The following is an 18,557-nucleotide window of genomic DNA, read 5'->3' as shown; positions in this document are numbered from 1 at the left end:
CGCCTCCTAATCTAATTTCTCAAGCGATTCAATTAAAGCTTCTGCTTCTTCCGTCTGAGCGGAATCTGCTACAAGCTCTCTCATTTTTTTGAGAAGTTCTTTACGCTCTTTAAATTTCTTAAACAAGAGCAGCTTTTCTTCATATTGTTCAAGCATCGCTTCAGTCCGTTTAATATTATCATAAACAGCCTGTCTTGATACTTCATATTCATCCGCAATTTCACCGAGGGAAAAATCGTCTAGGTAGTAAAGCGACATGTAGCTCTTTTGCTTTGCGGTTAACAACGATTGATAGAAGTCAAACAAGTAGTTCATTCTCGTTGTTTTTTCAAGCGTCATGGGCTCTCTCCCCTTTGTTAAGTTCATTCCCTTTACATCAACTAAGTTTACACGGTTCTCTAATGTGTGTCAAGTTTTTATCTTGTCACTTCATGAAGCGGTGTATAAATAAAAATGCCAGCAGTTTTTGCCGGCATTTTTGTTAGTCCTCTTGATCAATGACGTCTGAGAATAATCCATACACATACGATTCTGCATCGAACTCTTGCAGATCGTCTACCTTTTCACCTAAACCGACAAGCTTCACGGGGATGTTCAGCTCATTGCGAATTGCAAGGACAATTCCGCCTTTTGCAGTACCGTCAAGCTTTGTTAAAGCAATTCCTGTCACATTCGTCGCTTTAGAAAATTCCTTCGCTTGTGCCATCGCATTTTGACCGGTTGTTGCATCAAGAGCGAGCAGTACTTCATGAGGTGCATCTGGAACCTCGCGTTCAATGACTCTCTTGACCTTCTCCAGCTCTTTCATCAAGTTGACTTTGTTTTGCAGTCGTCCTGCTGTATCACAGATGAGTACATCCGCATTTTTCGCTTTTGCTGATTGAACGGCATCATAGATCACCGCTGCTGGGTCAGAGCCAGCCGTCTGTTTGACAACAGGGACACCTGAACGCTCTCCCCATACTTCAAGCTGCTCAATCGCACCGGCACGGAACGTATCACCTGCTGCTAAAATGACGGATTTCCCTTCATTTTTCAGCTTATTCGCAAGTTTGCCGATAGTCGTTGTTTTCCCAACGCCATTGACGCCTACAAATAAAATGATATTTAATCGGCCGTCTTCGATGTTCAGCGCAGAGATTTGTTCCTCTCCGCTATTGTAGATTTCAACCAGTTTTTCAGAGATGACCGATTGTACTTCACTTGGGTCTTGAATGTTTCTTAATTTCACTTCTTTTTTCAGCTCATCAATCAGTTCCATCACCGTTGTGAAACCGACATCTGCTCCGATCAGAACTTCTTCTAATTCTTCAAAAAAGTCTTCATCGACTTTACGATAGCGTGAAATTAGTTCGTTTACTCTTCCTTGAAAGGAGTTTCTCGTTTTTTCAAGTCCATCTTTAAACTTTTCTGATACTGAATCGGTTTGCTGCGTAAATTTTTCTTTTAATTTCTTAAAAAAGCTCATTTGGTTCAAAAACCTCCTTTAATTACTGGACAAGCTCTTTCGTTTCTTCTAGTTTGACGGATACAAGCTTAGAAACACCTGACTCCTGCATCGTAACGCCGTAGAGCACATCTGCTTCTTCCATTGTTCCTTTACGGTGCGTAATGACAATGAACTGTGTTTCCTGGCTGTATTTCTTTAAATATTGCGCAAAGCGGAAAACATTTGCTTCATCAAGCGCCGCTTCGACCTCATCTAACACGCAGAATGGAACAGGTCTGACTTTTAAAATAGAGAATAGTAAAGCAATCGCTGTTAATGCTCTCTCTCCGCCTGAAAGCAGGCTTAAGTTTTGCAGTTTTTTCCCTGGCGGCTGCGCGACAATATCAACGCCAGAGTTTAGTAAATCGTTTGGATCTGTCAGCTTAAGATCTGCTCTTCCGCCGCCAAATAATGCTTGGAAAACTGATTCAAAATGCCCGCGGATTTGCGAGAATGTTTCAGAGAAGCGCTTTGTCATCTCTTGATCCATTTCTTCGATGACTTGGAATAATGTATTTTTCGCTTCTGTCAGATCGTTTCGCTGTTCTGTTAAGAAGAGATATCGTTCATTTACTCGTTCATACTCATCAATGCTGCCTAAGTTCACTGTTCCTAGCTCTTCAATGGCTAATTTGATCAGCTTCACTCGTTTTCTTGCTTCATCTGGTGATAACGTCAGATGATACATCTCTTTTGCCCCTTCAAACGAAAGGGCATACTCTTCGTTCAAATAAGCGATGAGGTTGTCGAGCTCAACTTCCATACGGCCAAGCTTAATCTCTTCATCTTTTAAGCTTGTGGTGAGCTGCTTGTAAAGGCGCTTTTGTTCTTTCAGTTCACGTTCAGCAAATTCTAACGTTTCAGAAAGAGCCAGGCGCTGTTTACGCCGCTCTGAAATAAGTGCAGTTGTTTTGTTTTTGTTTTCCAGTTTCTCTTTCGCCGCTTCTTCCAGCTGTTCTGCTCCGCTTGAGCTAGACGTCATTTCACTTGTTAAGAGTGACAGGTCTTCTTTTGTTTCCATCAGCGTTTGTTCAGCCTCTTCTAATTCGGCCATTAAGCTCGAAAGCTTTTCTTGTTCATTCGCTAAGGACTGCTCTTTTTTGGCAAGTGTGATTTTCAGCTCTGTTAATTCGGCAGAAATGGTTTCTTTCGTTGAGCTTTGAGTCTGCTTACGCTTTGTTAATGTGTTGATCTCTTGATCAAGCGTGGTCAGTTTCTCCCCTATTGAAACTTCAAGGGCTGCCTGCGTTTTGTCCTTATCTGTAAGTTCAGTAGAACGCTGCTGCAATTCTTCTTTTTCTTGATCATAGAGTTCAAGGTGAGCATTAATATTTTTTTCGGCTACTTGCAGTTCGTATAGCTTCCCTTTGAGCTCTTGCTGCTTTTCTCGAAGCGTTTCTCCGCGCTGACGCAGTTCGTTTAATTGGCTTTCGTTTGCTGCAATCAATTGCTTCGTTTCTTTTGTTTCTTTTTCAAGAATCGTTGTTTTTTCTTCCATTTCAACGAGCTGCTTTGTTAATGTTTCGATCTCACGGTTTCTTGAAAGAAGGGAGTTGTTCTTTTTCTTTACACCGCCACCGGTCATTGAACCGCCGGGGTTCACGACATCTCCATCAAGGGTCACGATGCGATAACGATGACCAAGCATTTTTGCCAGTTCATTGGCGCCTTTTAAGTCTCTAACGATAAGTACCGTTCCAAGCAAGTTCTGTATGACTTTTTGATACTTTTCATCAAAGGAAACAAGGTGACTTGCTACACCGATAAATGCTGCATGCTGCTCAGCTGTTTGGACGTCCCTATGCTGAATGGTTCGTTCTTTGATCACATTCATTGGCAGGAAGGTCGCACGTCCAAAGGAGTGCTGCTTTAAGTATGCAATTGCTTGTCTCGCAGCTGCTTCATTTTCTGTGACTACGTGCTGCGTTGCTGCGCCTAGCGCGATTTCAATCGCTGTCTCATGCTGCTGATCTGTTTGAATCAGCTCTGCAATGGCACCGTGAATACCGCCTAAACGCTCTTTTGCCTTTAAGACCTCTTTCACTCCTTGGAAAAAGCCTGAGAAGTCTTCCTGCATGGATTCTAGCATCTCTTTTTTCGATCTTGCCTGTTGCACATATTGATAGGCTTGGTAAAGAGCCGTTTCTTTTTTCTCGTATTGACGTTTCATTTGGTCAAGCTTTTGTTCCGCTTCCCTAAAGCGCTTGACCTGACCCAGTATGTCTTCTTCTAGTGAGGAAAGCTGCTGCTCAGCTTCTATTTTCTTTTCTTTGACAGACACACGTTCTTCAATGTGTTTTTGGTTGTTTTGCGTGAGCCGCTCCAGCTGCATGACCGCTTGGCGCTGCTGTTCTTCTAGTAATTTACGTTCATTGCGGATGGTAGCCTGTTCATTAAGCAGATCAAAATAATCGCTTTTCAGCTGTTCAATTTGACCTTCCACATCTTCACTATAGAGCGACAGTTGATGCTGCTTTGTTTTCACTTCATCTTTTAGCTGCTGCACTTCTTTTTGAAGGCTGTCCCGCGTGATTTTCTGCTGCTGAATCTTTTCGGTTAACTGCGCCTGCTTTTCAGTTAAGCGAATGAGCGTTTCCTCTAGCTGCCCTTGGTTTGCTGCTGCATTTTTTTTCCGTTCTTTTAATACTTCTTTTTTTCCTTCAAGCTTTTCTAATTCCTCACTTGTGAAAAGAAGAACTTCTTGCAGGTCATTAATTGATTCGTCAAGCGCTTGAATGCGGTCTCTTGACTCTTCAATTTTGGCTTCTTTTGCTTGAATATCTGTGGACTGCTTCATTTCATCTTGTTTGAAGCGCTCGACAGCTTCACCAAGTGTTGTCCATTTTTCATGAAGTGCTTCGATGTCATGAACAGTTAAGGCAATTTCGACATTTTCAAGCTCTTCTTTTTTTTGCAAATAGTCCTTTGCAATAGATGCCTGCATTCTTAATGGTTCTACTTGCTCTTCTAGTTCATGCAGAATATCTTCTACTCGGTTTAAGTTGTCCTGCGTTTCAAACAGTTTATTCTCGGCTTTTTTCTTTCTTGTTTTATATTTCAAAACACCAGCCGCTTCTTCAAAGATGCTTCTCCTCTCTTCTGCCTTACTTGATAGAATTTCCTCTACCTTTCCTTGGCTGATGATTGAAAAAGCTTCCTTTCCAAGACCTGAATCCATGAAAAGGTCAATAATATCCTTCAAGCGGACAGATTGATTGTTTATGAGAAATTCACTTTCTCCTGAACGATAGACTCTTCTTGTCACACTGACTTCGTGAAAATCGATCGGTAAAAAGTGATCTTCGTTATCTAATGTTAAAGTCACCTCTGCTAGATTGACTCTTTTTCTTGAGTCGCTTCCTGCAAAAATGATGTCTTCCATTTTCCCTCCGCGGAGGCTTTTCGCTGATTGTTCTCCAAGCACCCAGCGGATGGCATCGGTAATATTACTTTTGCCGCTTCCGTTTGGTCCAACAACAGCTGTGACCCCTTTGACAAAGTCCACGGTCACTCGCTGTGCAAAAGATTTGAATCCTATCACGTCTAAACGTTTGAGGAACATGAGAGTGATCCTCCTTATGTATTTAAAGTACTATCATCTTACCATATGAAGTGAAAAAAGATGATGGAAAACAGAGTGAAATCCCCCTGAATGACGAGGGGGATTTTATTGGTTCATATGATGTTTCTGCAATTTAGCAAGTGCTTCCTGTGCAGCATGCTGTTCTGCTTCTTTTTTAGAGCGGCCATTTCCAATTCCGAGCACTTCTCCGCGCAGGGATACATTTGCTTCAAATTCCCGGTTATGTGCTGGTCCTTTTTCATGCAGGATGTGGTATTCCAGTACACCTTTTCCATCGCGCTGAACGAATTCTTGCAGCTGGCTTTTAAAGTCCATGACATGCGAGAACGCTCCATCGTTAATTTTCGGATAGACATAGGCTTCTAGGAATCGTTCCACTGGCTCCAGCCCCTGATCTAAATAAAGTGCGCCGATAAACGCCTCGAATACGTCCGCTAAGAGTGCTGGTCGTTTTCTCCCGCCTGTCATTTCTTCGCCTTTTCCTAAAAGAACAAGGTCACCGAAGGACAGCTCATGTGCCAGAGACACAAGTGACGGTTCACATACGATTGCCGCTCTTAGTTTCGTTAAATCTCCCTCGCTCATCGCGGGATATTTCGCAAATAAGAATTGAGAGATCGTCAATTCTAAAACAGCATCTCCTAGAAATTCAAGTCTTTCATTATCCTCGTATGGCTTTTTCCGGTGTTCATTCACATAAGAGGAATGCGTAAAGGCTTGATATAGAAGCTTTTCATTTTGAAAGTGTACAGAAATGCGCTGCTGGAATTCCCTAAATTGCTCTAGCTTTTTGCTCTGTTTCTGTTTGTCTTTATAGTGTTTTGGCATAGCAACCTCCAGGTAGGCTTAATCGCCTTTAAGGATACTGATTATATGGAGTCTCTCTTTCTACATGCAAGGAAACATTGCTCCTTAGCATCTGAAAAAGGCTGACAATTGATCAGCTGAATGTGTTGAAACTAACATAAATTTTCAAAGTCCCGTCATGAAAATAGACGGGACTTTGTTACGCTTATTGCTGGCTATTTATGTAGTTCACAGCGTCACCGACTGTTGCAATTTTTTCAGCATCTTCGTCAGAAATTTCCATATCGAACTCATCTTCAAGTTCCATAACTAGCTCAACTACATCAAGGGAATCAGCGCCTAAATCTTCTTTAAATGAAGCTTCCATTTTCACGTCAGCCTCATCAACGCCAAGGCGGTCTACAATAATTTTTGATACACGCTCTAATACGTCTGCCATTGCCTTTCACCTCCCCTCAAAGTATTATAGTTGATTCGTTTTTAAAAAACTAGAGAAAACCTAATGAAATTTTGATATTTCTTAGGACATAACCATTCCGCCATCTACTTGGATGGTTTGGCCTGTAATATAACCTGCTCCTTCTGAAGCTAAAAAGACAACGACGTTGCTAATATCTTCAGGTGCACCAAAGCGTGCAAGCGGGATTTGTTTGAGCATTTCAGACTGTACATTCTCATCAAGCTTGTCTGTCATATCTGTCGAAATAAAGCCTGGTGCTACTGCATTGACTGTAATATGACGGGTTGCCAGCTCTTTTGCTGTTGTTTTCGTTAATCCGATGACACCAGCTTTTGCTGCAACGTAGTTTGCTTGTCCAGGGTTTCCACATACGCCAACTACTGAAGCCAAGTTGATGATTCTTCCGCTGCGCTGTTTCATCATTTGACGTGTCACGGCTTTTGTACAGTTAAAGACCCCTTTTAAGTTTATGTTAATGACGTCATCCCATTCATTTTCTTTCATTCTCATGAGCAGGTTGTCCTTTGTGATCCCTGCATTATTGACAAGGATGTCAATTGAACCAAATGTGTCAATTGCTTGTTTCATGAGCGCTTGTACTTCTTCAGCATTTGAAACATCAGCTTTAACGGCAAATGCCTGCTGGCCAAGTGCTTTGATTTCGTCTACGACTTCATTTGCTTTTGCTTCGTTTCCAGAATAGTTGACGACAACATTTGCACCATTCTTCGCTAAATCGATCGCGATGGAACGGCCAATCCCGCGTGATGCACCTGTTACAACGGCTGTTTTATTTGTCAGCATCAAGAATCCTCCTTCAATGTTTGAATAGCTGCTTCAATTGTTTCCTGATCTGAAACAGAAATGGTTGTCAGGCGGCGATTGACCTTTTTCACAAGGCCTGAAAGTACTTTGCCCGGACCAATTTCAATAAACGTTGTCACGCCTAAATCAATGAGGCGTTCCACACTTTCTTCAAATCGAACAGGAGAATACAATTGTTCAATGAGCTTTGTCTCAATAGCATCACGAGATGTGACGATGTCTGCTGTTACATTTGAGATCACTGGTGTTTTGGCATCCGAAATGTCTAGCTTTGACAGAACATCTGTGAATTTTTCAGCGGCTGGTTTCATTAAGGCAGAATGGAAAGGTCCGCTCACTTCAAGGGCAATCGCACGTTTTGCGCCTTTTTCTTTCGCTTTCTCTGAAGCTAGTTCTACACCTTTTGCTGTACCAGAGATGACGATTTGACCAGGACAGTTTAGGTTAGCGAGTTCTACAAGGTGACCGCTCTCTGTCACTTCTTTTGTCACTTCTAGAAGCGCCGTTTGATCTAAGCCAAGAATCGCTGCCATGGCGCCTTCTCCTGCTGGAACAGCTTCGTTCATTAATTCGCCGCGCTTTCTTACTGCATAGACAGCATCTTGAAACGAAAGTGCGCCTGCTGCAACGAGGGCCGTATATTCACCAAGGCTATGTCCTGCTGCGTAATCTGCTTTGATTCCGCTCTCTTCAAATTTCTTTAAGATGGCGATACTTGTCGTTAAAAGAGCTGGCTGCGCGTTATAAGTGAGCGTCAGTTCTTCTGCATCTCCTTCAAAAATCATCGAAGATAAGTCAAAACCGAGGGTCTTGTCTGCTTCTTCAAATACAGCTTTAGATACTGCTTCTTGGTCAAATAAATCTTTTCCCATGCCAATTTTTTGAGAGCCTTGGCCAGGGAATAAAAATGCAATTTTAGTCATGCTGCTTTACCTCCATTAAGACTCGTTCGTGGTTTCTTTTTGGACTTCTTGATGAATGATGGCTGAAACGTCTTTTTCTACGATATCACGCGCCTGACGAATTGCATGAAAAATGGCGTTTTCATCAGAGGAGCCGTGTGCTTTAATGACAGGTGCCTTTAAACCAAATAAAGCGGCACCGCCATATTCGGAGTAATCCATTTTAGACTTCATCTGCATCAATTTCGGCTTCATCATCCCAGCTGCTATTTTTGCTGTGAAGCTGGATGTTAATGTTTCTTTCAGCATTTTAAATACAGAAAGGGCTGTGCCTTCAATCGTTTTCAAGGCGATATTTCCTGTGAAACCATCTGTGACAACAACATCAGCAACACCTTCTAGTAAATCACGAGACTCCACATTCCCTACGAAATTCAAGTCTGATGCTTTTAATAACTCAAAGGTTTTTTTCGTGAGATCGTTGCCTTTTTTATCTTCTGTTCCTACATTTAACAATCCAACGCGCGGATTGCTCTTTGGAAAGACACGCTCTGCGTAGATTGATCCCATCATGGCATATTGCATTAGGTGTTCTGGTTTCGCATCAACGTTTGCGCCGACATCCAGTAATAAAAACCCGCTGCCATCAAGTGTTGGCAGTGTTGGAGCAAGTGCCGGTCTGTCTATGCCATCAATTCTTCCTACAATAAACAGTCCTGCTGTCATGAGAGCTCCAGTATTTCCTGCTGAGATGCAGGCATCTGCACGTCCCTCGGATACTTCCTGCGCCATTTTCACCATAGATGAATCCTTTTTACGTCTAACTGCACGCACTGGTTCATCTGTCGGTTCAATGACTTCTTTTGCATCTAAAATCGTGATGCGCTCGTTATTTGTTATGTATGGTTTGATTTTGTTTTCATCGCCGACAAGTGTAATCTCGATATCTGAAAATGCCGTTAAGCTTTTTTTCACACCGTCAATAATGGCTTTAGGGGCATGGTCTCCCCCCATTGCATCGACTGCAATTCTCATATTACGTGCCACCTTTTACTTTTGTTTTGAGCGATACATGACGAAGTCACCTGAGAAGACAACTTCCTCACCGACATAGCTGTTTACTTCAACTACAGTTCTGCCTTTTTCTTTATCATGTGAGGCTACTTTAGCTTTCGAGACGACTCGTTCGCCTTGTTTAACCTGCCTTGTAAATCTAATATTCGCTTTTGCTGTTAAAGCCAGTTCATCGTCAATGACGGCTACTGCCAGCGAATTTGCCTGGGCGAAGAGATGATGTCCCCTGGCAATTTGATTTCGGCTAAATACATGCTCTTTTCTCACTTCTAAAATGGAAATGGCTTGGTCATCAAGCTCTACATCAATCATTTCTCCAATCACTTCATCCAGCGGAAGTGACTTCACTTCATCCTCTAATGTCTTTTCGGCCACATGCTTAATTCTTTCGCGTAATTCAGGAATCGACAGTTCCAAACGATCAAGACGAACCGTTTGAATGCTTACACCGAATTTACTTGCCAATTCTTCATCAGTAATGAACGGAGTCGAGCTGATCGTTTGCTGGAGAAGCTTTTGACGTTCTTTTTTATTTAGTTTCATATGCAGACACCATCCGTACATTTATGACTAGGTACTAATAGTAGTATATAATCTCATAGATGATAAATCAATCCTTGTTTCAAAAAGACAAGAAAATTCCTCCAGCGCTTGATCAGCTTAATTTATCTCCGCTCAGCACCCCGCTGTCTACCAGCGTTTGCCGAAGTTCTTTGTATTCGGGATCTGTCCAAAATGCGTCTGATTGCACAAGTTCTGCCGCATCTTTTCTAGCGGTTTCCAGCGCTCTGTAGTCATGAACCATATCTGCTACTTTAAATTCAGGCATTCCGCTTTGTTTTTTACCGAAGAAATCGCCGGGTCCTCTTAGTTCTAAGTCCTTTTCTGACAGCTCAAAACCGTCGGTTGTTTCGGACATGATCCGCATCCGCTCTTTCCCCGTTTCTGATTTTGGATCCGCCATTAAAACACAAAATGATTGATGCTCTCCGCGTCCAACCCGGCCTCTGAGCTGATGAAGCTGAGACAGTCCGAAGCGGTCTGCATCGTAAATGACCATGATAGTCGCATTCGGCACGTTGACACCGACTTCAACGACTGTGGTTGAAACGAGAATTTGTACTTCATTTGCTGTAAAGTCTCTCATCACCTGATCTTTTTCATCACTCGCCAGTTTCCCGTGCATTAAGCCGATCGACCACTTACCGCGGTATGCCTCTGTCAGCATGCTGTGGACATCTATCGCATTTTGCACATCCAGCTTGTCTGATTCTTCTATGAGCGGACAAATAATATACGCCTGTCTTCCTTTTCTCAGCTCTTTATCCACAAATGCAAGAATCCTCTCAAGCATGTCATGCTTGACCCAATACGTTTCGATCTGTTTTCTGCCGGCTGGTAATTCATCAATGACGGATACGTCCATTTCTCCAAAAACAGTGATCGCAAGTGTTCGCGGAATAGGTGTGGCAGTCATAAACAAGACATCTGGATCCTGCCCTTTACTTCTTAGTTTTTTTCGCTGTTCTACGCCAAACCGGTGCTGCTCATCTGTGATAACAAGACCGAGCTGCTGAAATTCGACTTCGTCTTGAATGAGCGCATGCGTACCGACTAATATATCAATCTCGCCCTCTTTTAAACGTTCCAGCAATTCTCTGCGGCGCTTTCCTTTCACAGAGCTTGTCAGAAGGGCGATATTCAGTCCCCATTTTTCAAACAGCTGGTAAAGTGAATCTGCATGCTGTTCTGCCAAAATCTCTGTTGGGACCATCAATGCACCTTGATAGCCGGATAAATGAGCGGCATAAAGTGCAATGGCTGCAACAGCTGTTTTCCCTGAGCCAACATCTCCTTGGAGCAGACGGTTCATCCGGTACGGGGATGCCATATCAGACATAATTTCATCAAGCACTCTTGATTGTGCCTTCGTCAGCGGAAATGGCAGGCTGTGAACAAACTCAAAAACAGCCTCTTTGGAAAACGGATGCTGGATGCCTGATGTTTTTTCTCGCTCTTTCTTTCTGATTGCCTGCATCTTCAATTGAAAGATGAGAAATTCCTCGTACACAAAGCGGCGTCTTGCTTGCTTGAGCAAGTCTCTTGTTTCTGGCAGGTGAATGGTTTTTAACGCTTCCTGATAGGACATGAGTTTATAGGCAAAGGCAAGCTGCTTTGGCAGTGGATCTTCGGCTTTGTCTACATAAAGTGACAGGGCCTGTTTCACAAAGCGTCTCATCATCTTCACGGTTACATTTTCTTTTACTGAATAAACAGGCTCTATACTGCCATCTTGCTCGTGCGTCCCTTTTTTAAATTCCTGCACCATGATGGATTGACGGTTTTTATCCCATTTCCCAGTGACGGATACTGTATCACCTAAAACAAGGCTTCGTTTTAAATAAGGGCGATTGAAGCAAATCGCTGTGATGAGAAAACGCCCGACAAGCAGCCTGAATGTCAGCCTGCTTCGTTTTTTTCCATAATAGGTGAGGACGGGCTCACTGTGCACTTTCCCTTCAACTGTGACACGTTCATCATGCTTAACTTCTTCTAAATTACGAAGCTCATAGTCGTCATATCGATAAGGAAAGTAGCCAAGCAAATCGGCTACTGTATAGATTCCAAGTTCATTGAGTGTTTTTTCGGTTTCTTCTCCAATCCCTTTGAGGACAGAGACGTTATCTTGCAGTTTCTGTATCACGAGATGAGGTCACACCTCCGAAAATCTTCTTTTCAAGCTCTCTTGCTGTCGGTGTTGCAGCAAGTCCGCCTTGTGCTGTTTCACGAAGTGCCGTTGGCATGGTTTGACCGATTTTATACATCGCATCAATGACTTCATCACATGGAATACGGCTTGTGATGCCGGCAAGTGCCATATCTGCTGCGATCATCGCATTTGATGCACCCATTGCGTTTCGTTTTACGCACGGTACCTCGACAAGTCCAGCTACTGGGTCACAAACAAGTCCAAGCATATTTTTCAGTGTAATCGCCATCGCTTCAGCAGATTGCTGAGGTGTACCGCCTGCCATTTCGACAATGGCTGCTGCCGCCATACCTGATGCTGAACCTACCTCTGCCTGACAGCCGCCTGCTGCACCAGAGATGCTCGCATTATTGGCCACAACAAAGCCAAATGCGCCAGAGGTGAATAGGAATCTGACCATTTGTTCCTTAGTTGGCTTTAATGTTTCTTTTACTGCAAATAACGTACCCGGCACAACACCTGCTGAGCCTGCTGTAGGCGTTGCACAAATCGTCCCCATTGCGGCATTGACTTCATTCGTTGCCACTGCCTTACTGACAGCATCTAATATTGTATGTCCAGACAGCGTTTTGCCTGATGCGATATATGCTTGAAGCTTGACCGCATCTCCGCCTGTTAAACCTGATAATGATTTCACACCTTTCAGCCCGTTTTCTACGGCCTGTTCCATCACTTCTAGGTTGCGGTACATCTGGGAGAAAATATCTTCACGTGACTTCCCTGTCACTTCCATTTCTTGCGCGATCATTATTTCTGAAATGGAGGTATTCCGTTCTTCTGTTAGCTGCACGAGTTCTTTGACGTTTTTAAACATCATTCATAACCTCCTTGTTGTTACTCTGCAATTTGTGTGACTTGAATAATGTTTGGCAGCGTTTCAAGCTCTGATAGGACAGCTGGGTCAATATTTTGATCCACTTCGATGGTCATCAAAGCCTCTTGCCCAACATCTTTACGTGCCACTTCCATATGACCGATGTTGATGGCGAATTTCGCTAACACATTGGCCACTGCTGCAATCGTGCCGTAGCGATCGTTATGAACCACAAGAATGGCAGGATGATTTCCTGAAAGCCTGAGCTCAAAGCCATTCAGTTCAGTGATTTCAATTTTACCACCGCCGATGGAAATCCCGATTAATTCAAGCTTTCCATTTGCATCTGATATCTCTACTTTTGCTGTATTCGGATGCGCTGGCACCGCATCTTCTTCTTTAAATTCAATGTCGATCTCTTTGCTTTTTGCAATATCAATCGCTGTTTTGATGCGTTCATCAAATGTATCAAAGTCAAGAACACCGCCGATAATGGCGACATCTGTACCGTGTCCTTTATACGTATCTTTAAAAGAGCCATAAAATGAAACGACAATTTGTTTCGGTTCTCTTCCAAATAAGCTGCGAGCCACTCTTCCTATACGAGCCGCACCCGCTGTGTGCGAACTTGATGGACCAATCATGACGGGTCCAATAATATCAAACACACTTCTAAATTTCATAGGTCTTCCCCTCTCATAACCACTCACATATTGGTTTGGTTCTTTCTTTAGACTAATGGATTCATTCGTTTCCCGCAACTCATTTCACCGTTGAATCACTAGTAAAAAATTGCAAAAGAAGAAGAAGGGCTTTATTTGCCCTTCTTTCGTTATTCAACAGCCAAAATATATGAATAAAGCGGCTGTTTTCCATCGTGGACTTCAACTTCTACATCTTCAAATGTTTCTTCAATAAAGGCTTCTAACGCATCCATCTCTTCAGATGATGCATCTTCCCCTTTAATGATCGTGACAATCTCATCATCTTCTGTCACCATTTTGGTCAAAAGCTCTTTTGCTGCATCTAATTGATTTTTCGCGGTTAAGGTAATTTTCCCGTTAAAGAGACCCATATAATCGCCTTTGGCAATGTCGATTCCATCAATTTGGGTATCTCTCACTGCAAAGGTAATTTGGCCGCTTTTCACGTGGTCAATCGCTTCTAGCATTGCTGCTTCGTTGTCTTCATTTGAAGCTGCTTCATTTAGAGAAAGAAGTGCCGACATTCCTTGGGGAACGGTCTTCGTCGGAATGACAACGACCTCACGACTTGAGACAGTTGCCGCCTGTTTCGCTGCCATGACAATATTAGAATTATTAGGTAAGATAAAGACGGTTTCGGCATGTACGCTTTCAATTGCTGTGACAATGTCTTCTGTGCTCGGGTTCATCGTCTGTCCGCCTTCAATGACGACGGAAGCTCCGATACTTTTAAACAAGTCAGCAATTCCTTCTCCCATTGCGACACTGACTACTCCAAAGCGCTGTTTTTCAGCAGCAGGTGCCTTTGGTGCAGCGGGCGCGTGTTCTCTTTCTTCGTTCACAATCGAGCTATGCTGCTCTCTCATATTTTCAATTTTCATATTGATCAGGCTGCCGTAGCGCTGTGCATAGGATAAGACATCTCCAGGCTGCTCTGCATGAATATGAACTTTCGCCAGCGTTTCATCAGACACCACAAGAAGTGAATCTCCGAATTCGCTTAAGTCTTCTCTGAAGGCATTCTCATCAAAGGACTGTTTGTCTTCTTCAAATTTCACCATAAATTCAGTACAATAACCAAATTCGATATCTTCAGTGTTCATATGGCTTTGTGCACTTTTATGATGCTCTGCACTGACAAGTTCTTTTAACGTTGGCAAAGAGGCCGCTTTCAGATGGAGGTCCTCTCCTCTTAATGAAGCAAGGAAACCTTCATATACGCATAGAAGTCCTTTACCCCCACTATCGACAACGCCCACTTCTTTTAAAACAGGAAGCAGATCCGGCGTTCGATCAAGTGATGCTCTCGCTTCCTCAATCGTTAACTCAAGAACGCGGTCAATGTCATTTTCTGCTGCTGAAACAGCAACCGCTTTCTTTGCTGCATCCTTTGCAACCGTTAAGATGGTCCCTTCAATCGGTTTCATCACGGCTTTATATGCTGTATCAACACCTGCCTGTAAGGCAAGGGCAAATTCTTTTGCATCAATCGTTTCTTTTTGTTCAATATGTTTACTGAAACCTCTAAAGAGCTGTGAAAGGATCACGCCTGAGTTTCCTCTTGCGCCCATCAACAGCCCTTTTGACAGGGCCACGCCGACCTTCCCAATATGATCGGTATTTGTTTCTTCAACTGCTTTTGCCCCTGAAGTCATCGACAAATTCATATTTGTCCCCGTGTCTCCGTCTGGCACTGGAAAAACATTTAACGCATCAACAATTTGTGCGTTTTGAGAAAGATGGTGAGCACCTGCAAGAATCATTTTTGCAAATGAGCGGCCATCAAGATTTCTAATAGACAATATATTTCCTCCTTACTACGGGTTCGTAACTCTTACTCCTTGTACATAAATGTTGACCGAATCAACAGAAAGTCCAACTGTGTGAGAAATCGTATATTTGACTTTCGTTTGAACATTATGTGCGACTTCTGATATTTTTGTACCGTAGCTGACGATGATGTACATATCAATATGAATGCGGTCTTCTTTTTGACGCACAAGAACACCCCGGCTGAAGTTCTCTTTGCGGAGAATATCCGTCAAGCCGTCCTTGATTTGATTTTTGGACGCCATCCCAACAATACCATAGCAATCGATCGCAGCGCCTCCTGCCACCATTGCAATGACTTCATTTGATATATCAATTTGTCCGTATTTCGTTCTAAGTTCAATGGACACATTGGTTCCCCCTTTTTGAGAAATTGCCCTGAGTTATCACTATTTTACTATAAGACCCTTCTTTTTAAAAGAAATCATTCAATCCGACCCAATCCTACTTATACTATAGCCTTGATTTTTTATCAAGATGTCAAGGTATTTTTCTTGAAAGAGGAGTAAACAATCCTTGCAAACCCCTTGAAGCTGTGGTAAATTATTAAAGTATCTTGAGGAATCTCTAAGTACGTATATGAAGAATATGATGATGTTTTCGCAGTTAGGAGGGAAACAAATGGCACGTAAATGCGTTATTACAGGCAGAAAAACAAAAGCTGGGAACAACCGTTCTCACGCAATGAACTCTACAAAACGTACATGGGGCGCGAACCTTCAAAAAGTTCGTATTCTAGTGGACGGTAAGCCTAAAAGAGTATATGTATCAGCTCGAGCTTTGAAATCTGGTAAAGTTGAGCGTGTATAAGCAAGAGTAAACGCCTGCTACAATTCATTGTAGCAGGCGTTTTTATGTGGAAATAAAGGAGATTACTCATTAATCTTTCTTAAATGAACCAAGCATCGCACGGACAATGCCGCCAAGAAATCTAGGCAGTTTGATTGTATAAAATTTCATTTTGTCCCCCTCCTAAAAGTACCGCTTGCAGCACAATTGAGCTTAATCAGCCATCCACATTGATAGGTTGGTCAATCTTTGCTTCTTACCATTATTAATATGCCTTCATGAAAAGAAAAAGTACCATTTGAGTGGATGAGTTCGTTACTAATACATAGTGTGGAACCAGGCTCAATATGACAATTTTTCAGAGGATATTTGAAACCTTTTAATGTCAGCTTTTCAACGGGTGTTCCAAAGGGTAGAAACGACACATATTGTTTATCCTGATCTTCTTTTATTTCGTATGTACCAGGTTCAAACATTTGAATGATATTTTGTTTGTCTACAAGGGTGATATTCTGCTTGTGCTGAATCCCTTTGTAAAGAAGATGGATATTTCCTAGAAAATGATCAGCCCTTCCTCCCGTAATACCGTAGATGTAAATATGTGCTGGATGCTGACTCAGTGCCCAGTTCAGTGCAAGCTCTAAATCGGTTTCATCCTTTTCAGCTTGAAATACATTCAGGGCAGGCAATTTTTCTTTCAGCTCCCGAAGCTCTTCTTCTGTCACACTGTCAAAATCACCAAAGGCTTTGGCAGGGATGATGCCTTGCTCTAGTAAGAAGAGGGTTCCACGGTCTACGCCAATCCAGAGAATATCCTTCTGTGATGCTTCATGTTCAAGTGGCGGAATGTATTCAAAAGGACCGCCGGCTACGATATGTATGTGCATGATATACGCTCCTGTCTATATAAAAAGAACCAAAGATCACAATGACTTTGGTTCCTTTCTTTACGCTTCTCGAATTGCCTGGATAGCTGCTGCGCGGTTGTCTTTACCGTATACCGCAGAGCCCGCTACAAGTAAATTAGCGCCTGCTTCTTTGCAATCCTTTGCAGTCTCTACATTGACACCGCCGTCTATTTCTATCAGTAAATCGGTTAAGCCCTTTTGTTCACTCATTGCTTTTACTTCTTTTACCTTCGTGAGGACAGATGGAATAAATGCCTGCCCCCCGAAACCAGGGTTCACTGTCATGAATAATACAAGGTCCACATCTTCTAATACATGCTCAATGTGAGAAACGGGTGTGTGCGGATTCAAGACGACCCCTGCTTTTACACCTTGTTCTTTCATATGTTGTATTGTTCGGTGTAAGTGCGGACAGGCTTCCACATGAACAGAGATAATATCAGCGCCTGCTTTTGCGAATGCAGGAATATACCGATCTGGCTGCTCAATCATTAAGTGAACATCAAGCGGAAGACGCGTATGCGGTCTGATCGCTTCGACGACATTTGGCCCAAATGTCATATTCGGAACAAAATGACCGTCCATGACATCGATATGAATATAATCTGCACCGCCTTGTTCCACATCACGGATATCTTTCTCCAAATTGGCAAAATCTGCTGATAAAATGGAAGGGGCAATATAAACCATGATTTAGTACCTCGGCTTTCTGTCTTTGATTTCAGTTAAAAACTCTAAATAATGCTGATAACGATACTCTTTGATTTGATCATGCTCGACCGCATCTTTTATCGCACACCCAGGCTCTTTCACGTGCAGGCAGCCTCGAAATTTACAATCTGCACTTCGGTCTCTAATATCTAAAAAGTATAGACCTAGATCTTCTGCTTCGATGCCAGTAAATTCGAGCGAGCTAAAGCCCGGAGTATCTGCAATGAGCCCGTCTGCTGTTCGAATGAGTTCGACATGTCTTGTCGTATGCTTTCCTCGTCCGAGATGGGATGAGATATCATCTGTTTTCAGCGCCAATTCAGGACTCATCGCATTTAAAAGAGAGGACTTGCCTACACCAGACTGACCGGCAAATACCGTAATTTTATTGTGAAAGTGCGGAGTCAGCTTCTCAATGCCATCTCCTTCAATCGTAGAGGTTAAATGAACCTCATAGCCAATTTGCCGATAGTCGTCTGCATATGCCATGATCGTTTCACGCTCTTCGTCTGTTTTCAATAAGTCCATTTTAGTGATGCAGATAATCGGCTCAATATGATTGGCTTCAACAAGCACTAAAAATCTGTCTAAAAGTGATGTACTAAAAGTTGGTTCTGCTGCTGAGAAAACAAGTACCGCTTGATCAACATTACTAATAGGCGGACGAACAAGTTCGTTTGTCCGTTCTTTTACTTCTAATAAGTAGCCTTCTTTATCGTTGTCTGCTTGATACACGACGTAATCGCCAACAAGAGGTGTAATTTTGTTTTTTCGAAAGATGCCTCTCGCTCTGCACTGAACCACTTTTCCACTCTCTTGCGATTCATCCAGCACATAGTAGAATCCGCTTAATGCTTTTATAATTTTGCCCTCAGGCATAAAGTCCCTCCT

19 protein-coding genes are annotated in these 18,557 nt (G+C 42.7%); 1 reads left to right on the top strand and 18 read right to left on the bottom strand.

Annotation, left to right across the window (positions count from 1 at the left end; all coding sequences use genetic code 11):
* Positions 1-6: 6 nt before the first annotated feature.
* The 14 genes from MHH26_RS05505 to MHH26_RS05440 form a co-directional block, all read right to left on the bottom strand.
* Positions 7-339 carry a putative DNA-binding protein gene (locus MHH26_RS05505; RefSeq protein WP_012009935.1) on the bottom strand — a complete coding sequence of 111 codons (333 nt, stop codon included), beginning with the start codon at positions 337-339 and terminating at the stop codon, positions 7-9.
* 142 nt (positions 340-481) lie between these two features.
* Positions 482-1,468: a signal recognition particle-docking protein FtsY gene (gene ftsY / locus MHH26_RS05500; protein ID WP_034662411.1), complete on the bottom strand. Its 987-nt coding sequence runs from the start codon at positions 1,466-1,468 to the stop codon at positions 482-484.
* 22 nt (positions 1,469-1,490) lie between these two features.
* Entirely contained in the window at positions 1,491-5,051 is a 3,561-nt protein-coding gene (smc, locus tag MHH26_RS05495) for a chromosome segregation protein SMC (RefSeq protein ID WP_340972697.1), read from the bottom strand.
* Between the two features lie 105 nt (positions 5,052-5,156).
* Complete coding sequence (rnc, locus tag MHH26_RS05490; protein WP_034662415.1) at positions 5,157-5,900, bottom strand: ribonuclease III; 744 nt, start codon at positions 5,898-5,900, stop codon at positions 5,157-5,159.
* Positions 5,901-6,084: 184 nt separating this feature from the next.
* Positions 6,085-6,318, bottom strand: coding sequence for an acyl carrier protein (gene acpP / locus MHH26_RS05485; protein ID WP_003212028.1), 234 nt, complete (start codon positions 6,316-6,318; stop codon positions 6,085-6,087).
* Between the two features lie 81 nt (positions 6,319-6,399).
* A complete protein-coding gene (gene fabG / locus MHH26_RS05480) occupies positions 6,400-7,143 on the bottom strand; it encodes a 3-oxoacyl-[acyl-carrier-protein] reductase (RefSeq protein ID WP_060596235.1) in 744 nt (247 codons plus the stop codon).
* Positions 7,143-8,087: an ACP S-malonyltransferase gene (gene fabD / locus MHH26_RS05475; RefSeq protein WP_307499607.1), complete on the bottom strand. Its 945-nt coding sequence runs from the start codon at positions 8,085-8,087 to the stop codon at positions 7,143-7,145. The genes fabG and fabD overlap by 1 nt, the downstream gene beginning before the upstream one ends.
* Positions 8,088-8,102: 15 nt before the next feature.
* Positions 8,103-9,101: a phosphate acyltransferase PlsX gene (plsX, locus tag MHH26_RS05470; RefSeq protein WP_307499606.1), complete on the bottom strand. Its 999-nt coding sequence runs from the start codon at positions 9,099-9,101 to the stop codon at positions 8,103-8,105.
* 15 nt (positions 9,102-9,116) lie between these two features.
* Positions 9,117-9,683 carry a transcription factor FapR gene (gene fapR, locus MHH26_RS05465; RefSeq protein WP_024424199.1) on the bottom strand — a complete coding sequence of 189 codons (567 nt, stop codon included), beginning with the start codon at positions 9,681-9,683 and terminating at the stop codon, positions 9,117-9,119.
* Positions 9,684-9,795: 112 nt separating this feature from the next.
* Positions 9,796-11,844 (bottom strand): ATP-dependent DNA helicase RecG, encoded by a 2,049-nt coding sequence (recG, locus tag MHH26_RS05460; protein ID WP_340972693.1) that lies wholly within the window; start codon positions 11,842-11,844, stop codon positions 9,796-9,798.
* A complete protein-coding gene (gene sdaAA / locus MHH26_RS05455; RefSeq protein WP_034663849.1) occupies positions 11,822-12,724 on the bottom strand; it encodes an L-serine ammonia-lyase, iron-sulfur-dependent, subunit alpha in 903 nt (300 codons plus the stop codon). Before sdaAA ends, recG begins: the two co-directional genes overlap by 23 nt.
* Before the next feature lie 20 nt (positions 12,725-12,744).
* Positions 12,745-13,407, bottom strand: a complete 663-nt coding sequence (gene sdaAB, locus MHH26_RS05450) for an L-serine ammonia-lyase, iron-sulfur-dependent subunit beta (RefSeq protein ID WP_034662425.1) — start codon at positions 13,405-13,407, stop codon at positions 12,745-12,747.
* 149 nt (positions 13,408-13,556) lie between these two features.
* Positions 13,557-15,230 (bottom strand): DAK2 domain-containing protein, encoded by a 1,674-nt coding sequence (locus MHH26_RS05445; protein WP_034662426.1) that lies wholly within the window; start codon positions 15,228-15,230, stop codon positions 13,557-13,559.
* A 15-nt stretch (positions 15,231-15,245) separates the two neighbouring features.
* A complete protein-coding gene (locus MHH26_RS05440; protein ID WP_003211680.1) occupies positions 15,246-15,608 on the bottom strand; it encodes an Asp23/Gls24 family envelope stress response protein in 363 nt (120 codons plus the stop codon).
* A gap of 271 nt (positions 15,609-15,879) precedes the next feature.
* Between MHH26_RS05440 and rpmB the strand changes: the two genes are divergently transcribed.
* Entirely contained in the window at positions 15,880-16,068 is a 189-nt protein-coding gene (gene rpmB, locus MHH26_RS05435; protein WP_003212514.1) for a 50S ribosomal protein L28, read from the top strand.
* Positions 16,069-16,137: 69 nt separating this feature from the next.
* On the opposite strand, the gene spoVM is transcribed toward rpmB, so the two are convergent.
* The 4 genes from spoVM to rsgA all read right to left on the bottom strand — a co-directional run bounded on the left by spoVM (position 16,138) and on the right by rsgA (position 18,545).
* Positions 16,138-16,218 (bottom strand): stage V sporulation protein SpoVM, encoded by an 81-nt coding sequence (gene spoVM, locus MHH26_RS05430; RefSeq protein WP_008354550.1) that lies wholly within the window; start codon positions 16,216-16,218, stop codon positions 16,138-16,140.
* Between the two features lie 71 nt (positions 16,219-16,289).
* The gene (locus tag MHH26_RS05425; protein ID WP_106030832.1) at positions 16,290-16,934 is read right to left on the bottom strand and encodes a thiamine diphosphokinase; all 645 of its coding nucleotides are present in this window, start codon (positions 16,932-16,934) and stop codon (positions 16,290-16,292) included.
* 60 nt (positions 16,935-16,994) lie between these two features.
* A complete protein-coding gene (rpe, locus tag MHH26_RS05420; protein WP_307499604.1) occupies positions 16,995-17,645 on the bottom strand; it encodes a ribulose-phosphate 3-epimerase in 651 nt (216 codons plus the stop codon).
* Positions 17,646-17,648: 3 nt separating this feature from the next.
* Positions 17,649-18,545, bottom strand: coding sequence for a ribosome small subunit-dependent GTPase A (gene rsgA / locus MHH26_RS05415; RefSeq protein ID WP_034662434.1), 897 nt, complete (start codon positions 18,543-18,545; stop codon positions 17,649-17,651).
* Between the last annotated feature and the right edge of the window lie 12 nt (positions 18,546-18,557).

Source organism: Bacillus sp. FSL K6-2839, from assembly GCF_038003365.1.
Lineage (GTDB): Bacteria > Bacillota > Bacilli > Bacillales > Bacillaceae > Bacillus.
Note: the sequence above shows the minus strand (reverse complement) of the source record. Positions and strands in the feature narration are given on the sequence as shown.

What these genes read in the sequence shown, in the direction of transcription:
- fapR (WP_024424199.1), bottom strand. Translation starts at nt 9,683, where the DNA reads ATGAAACTAAATAAAAAAGAACGTCAAAAGCTTCTCCAGCAAACGATC.
- ftsY (WP_034662411.1), bottom strand. Translation starts at nt 1,468, where the DNA reads ATGAGCTTTTTTAAGAAATTAAAAGAAAAATTTACGCAGCAAACCGAT.
- fabG (WP_060596235.1), bottom strand. Translation starts at nt 7,143, where the DNA reads ATGCTGACAAATAAAACAGCCGTTGTAACAGGTGCATCACGCGGGATT.
- fabD (WP_307499607.1), bottom strand. Translation starts at nt 8,087, where the DNA reads ATGACTAAAATTGCATTTTTATTCCCTGGCCAAGGCTCTCAAAAAATT.
- rpmB (WP_003212514.1), top strand. Translation starts at nt 15,880, where the DNA reads ATGGCACGTAAATGCGTTATTACAGGCAGAAAAACAAAAGCTGGGAAC.
- acpP (WP_003212028.1), bottom strand. Translation starts at nt 6,318, where the DNA reads ATGGCAGACGTATTAGAGCGTGTATCAAAAATTATTGTAGACCGCCTT.
- spoVM (WP_008354550.1), bottom strand. Translation starts at nt 16,218, where the DNA reads ATGAAATTTTATACAATCAAACTGCCTAGATTTCTTGGCGGCATTGTC.
- smc (WP_340972697.1), bottom strand. Translation starts at nt 5,051, where the DNA reads ATGTTCCTCAAACGTTTAGACGTGATAGGATTCAAATCTTTTGCACAG.
- MHH26_RS05505 (WP_012009935.1), bottom strand. Translation starts at nt 339, where the DNA reads ATGACGCTTGAAAAAACAACGAGAATGAACTACTTGTTTGACTTCTAT.
- plsX (WP_307499606.1), bottom strand. Translation starts at nt 9,101, where the DNA reads ATGAGAATTGCAGTCGATGCAATGGGGGGAGACCATGCCCCTAAAGCC.
- sdaAB (WP_034662425.1), bottom strand. Translation starts at nt 13,407, where the DNA reads ATGAAATTTAGAAGTGTGTTTGATATTATTGGACCCGTCATGATTGGT.
- rsgA (WP_034662434.1), bottom strand. Translation starts at nt 18,545, where the DNA reads ATGCCTGAGGGCAAAATTATAAAAGCATTAAGCGGATTCTACTATGTG.
- MHH26_RS05425 (WP_106030832.1), bottom strand. Translation starts at nt 16,934, where the DNA reads ATGCACATACATATCGTAGCCGGCGGTCCTTTTGAATACATTCCGCCA.
- rnc (WP_034662415.1), bottom strand. Translation starts at nt 5,900, where the DNA reads ATGCCAAAACACTATAAAGACAAACAGAAACAGAGCAAAAAGCTAGAG.
- rpe (WP_307499604.1), bottom strand. Translation starts at nt 17,645, where the DNA reads ATGGTTTATATTGCCCCTTCCATTTTATCAGCAGATTTTGCCAATTTG.
- sdaAA (WP_034663849.1), bottom strand. Translation starts at nt 12,724, where the DNA reads ATGTTTAAAAACGTCAAAGAACTCGTGCAGCTAACAGAAGAACGGAAT.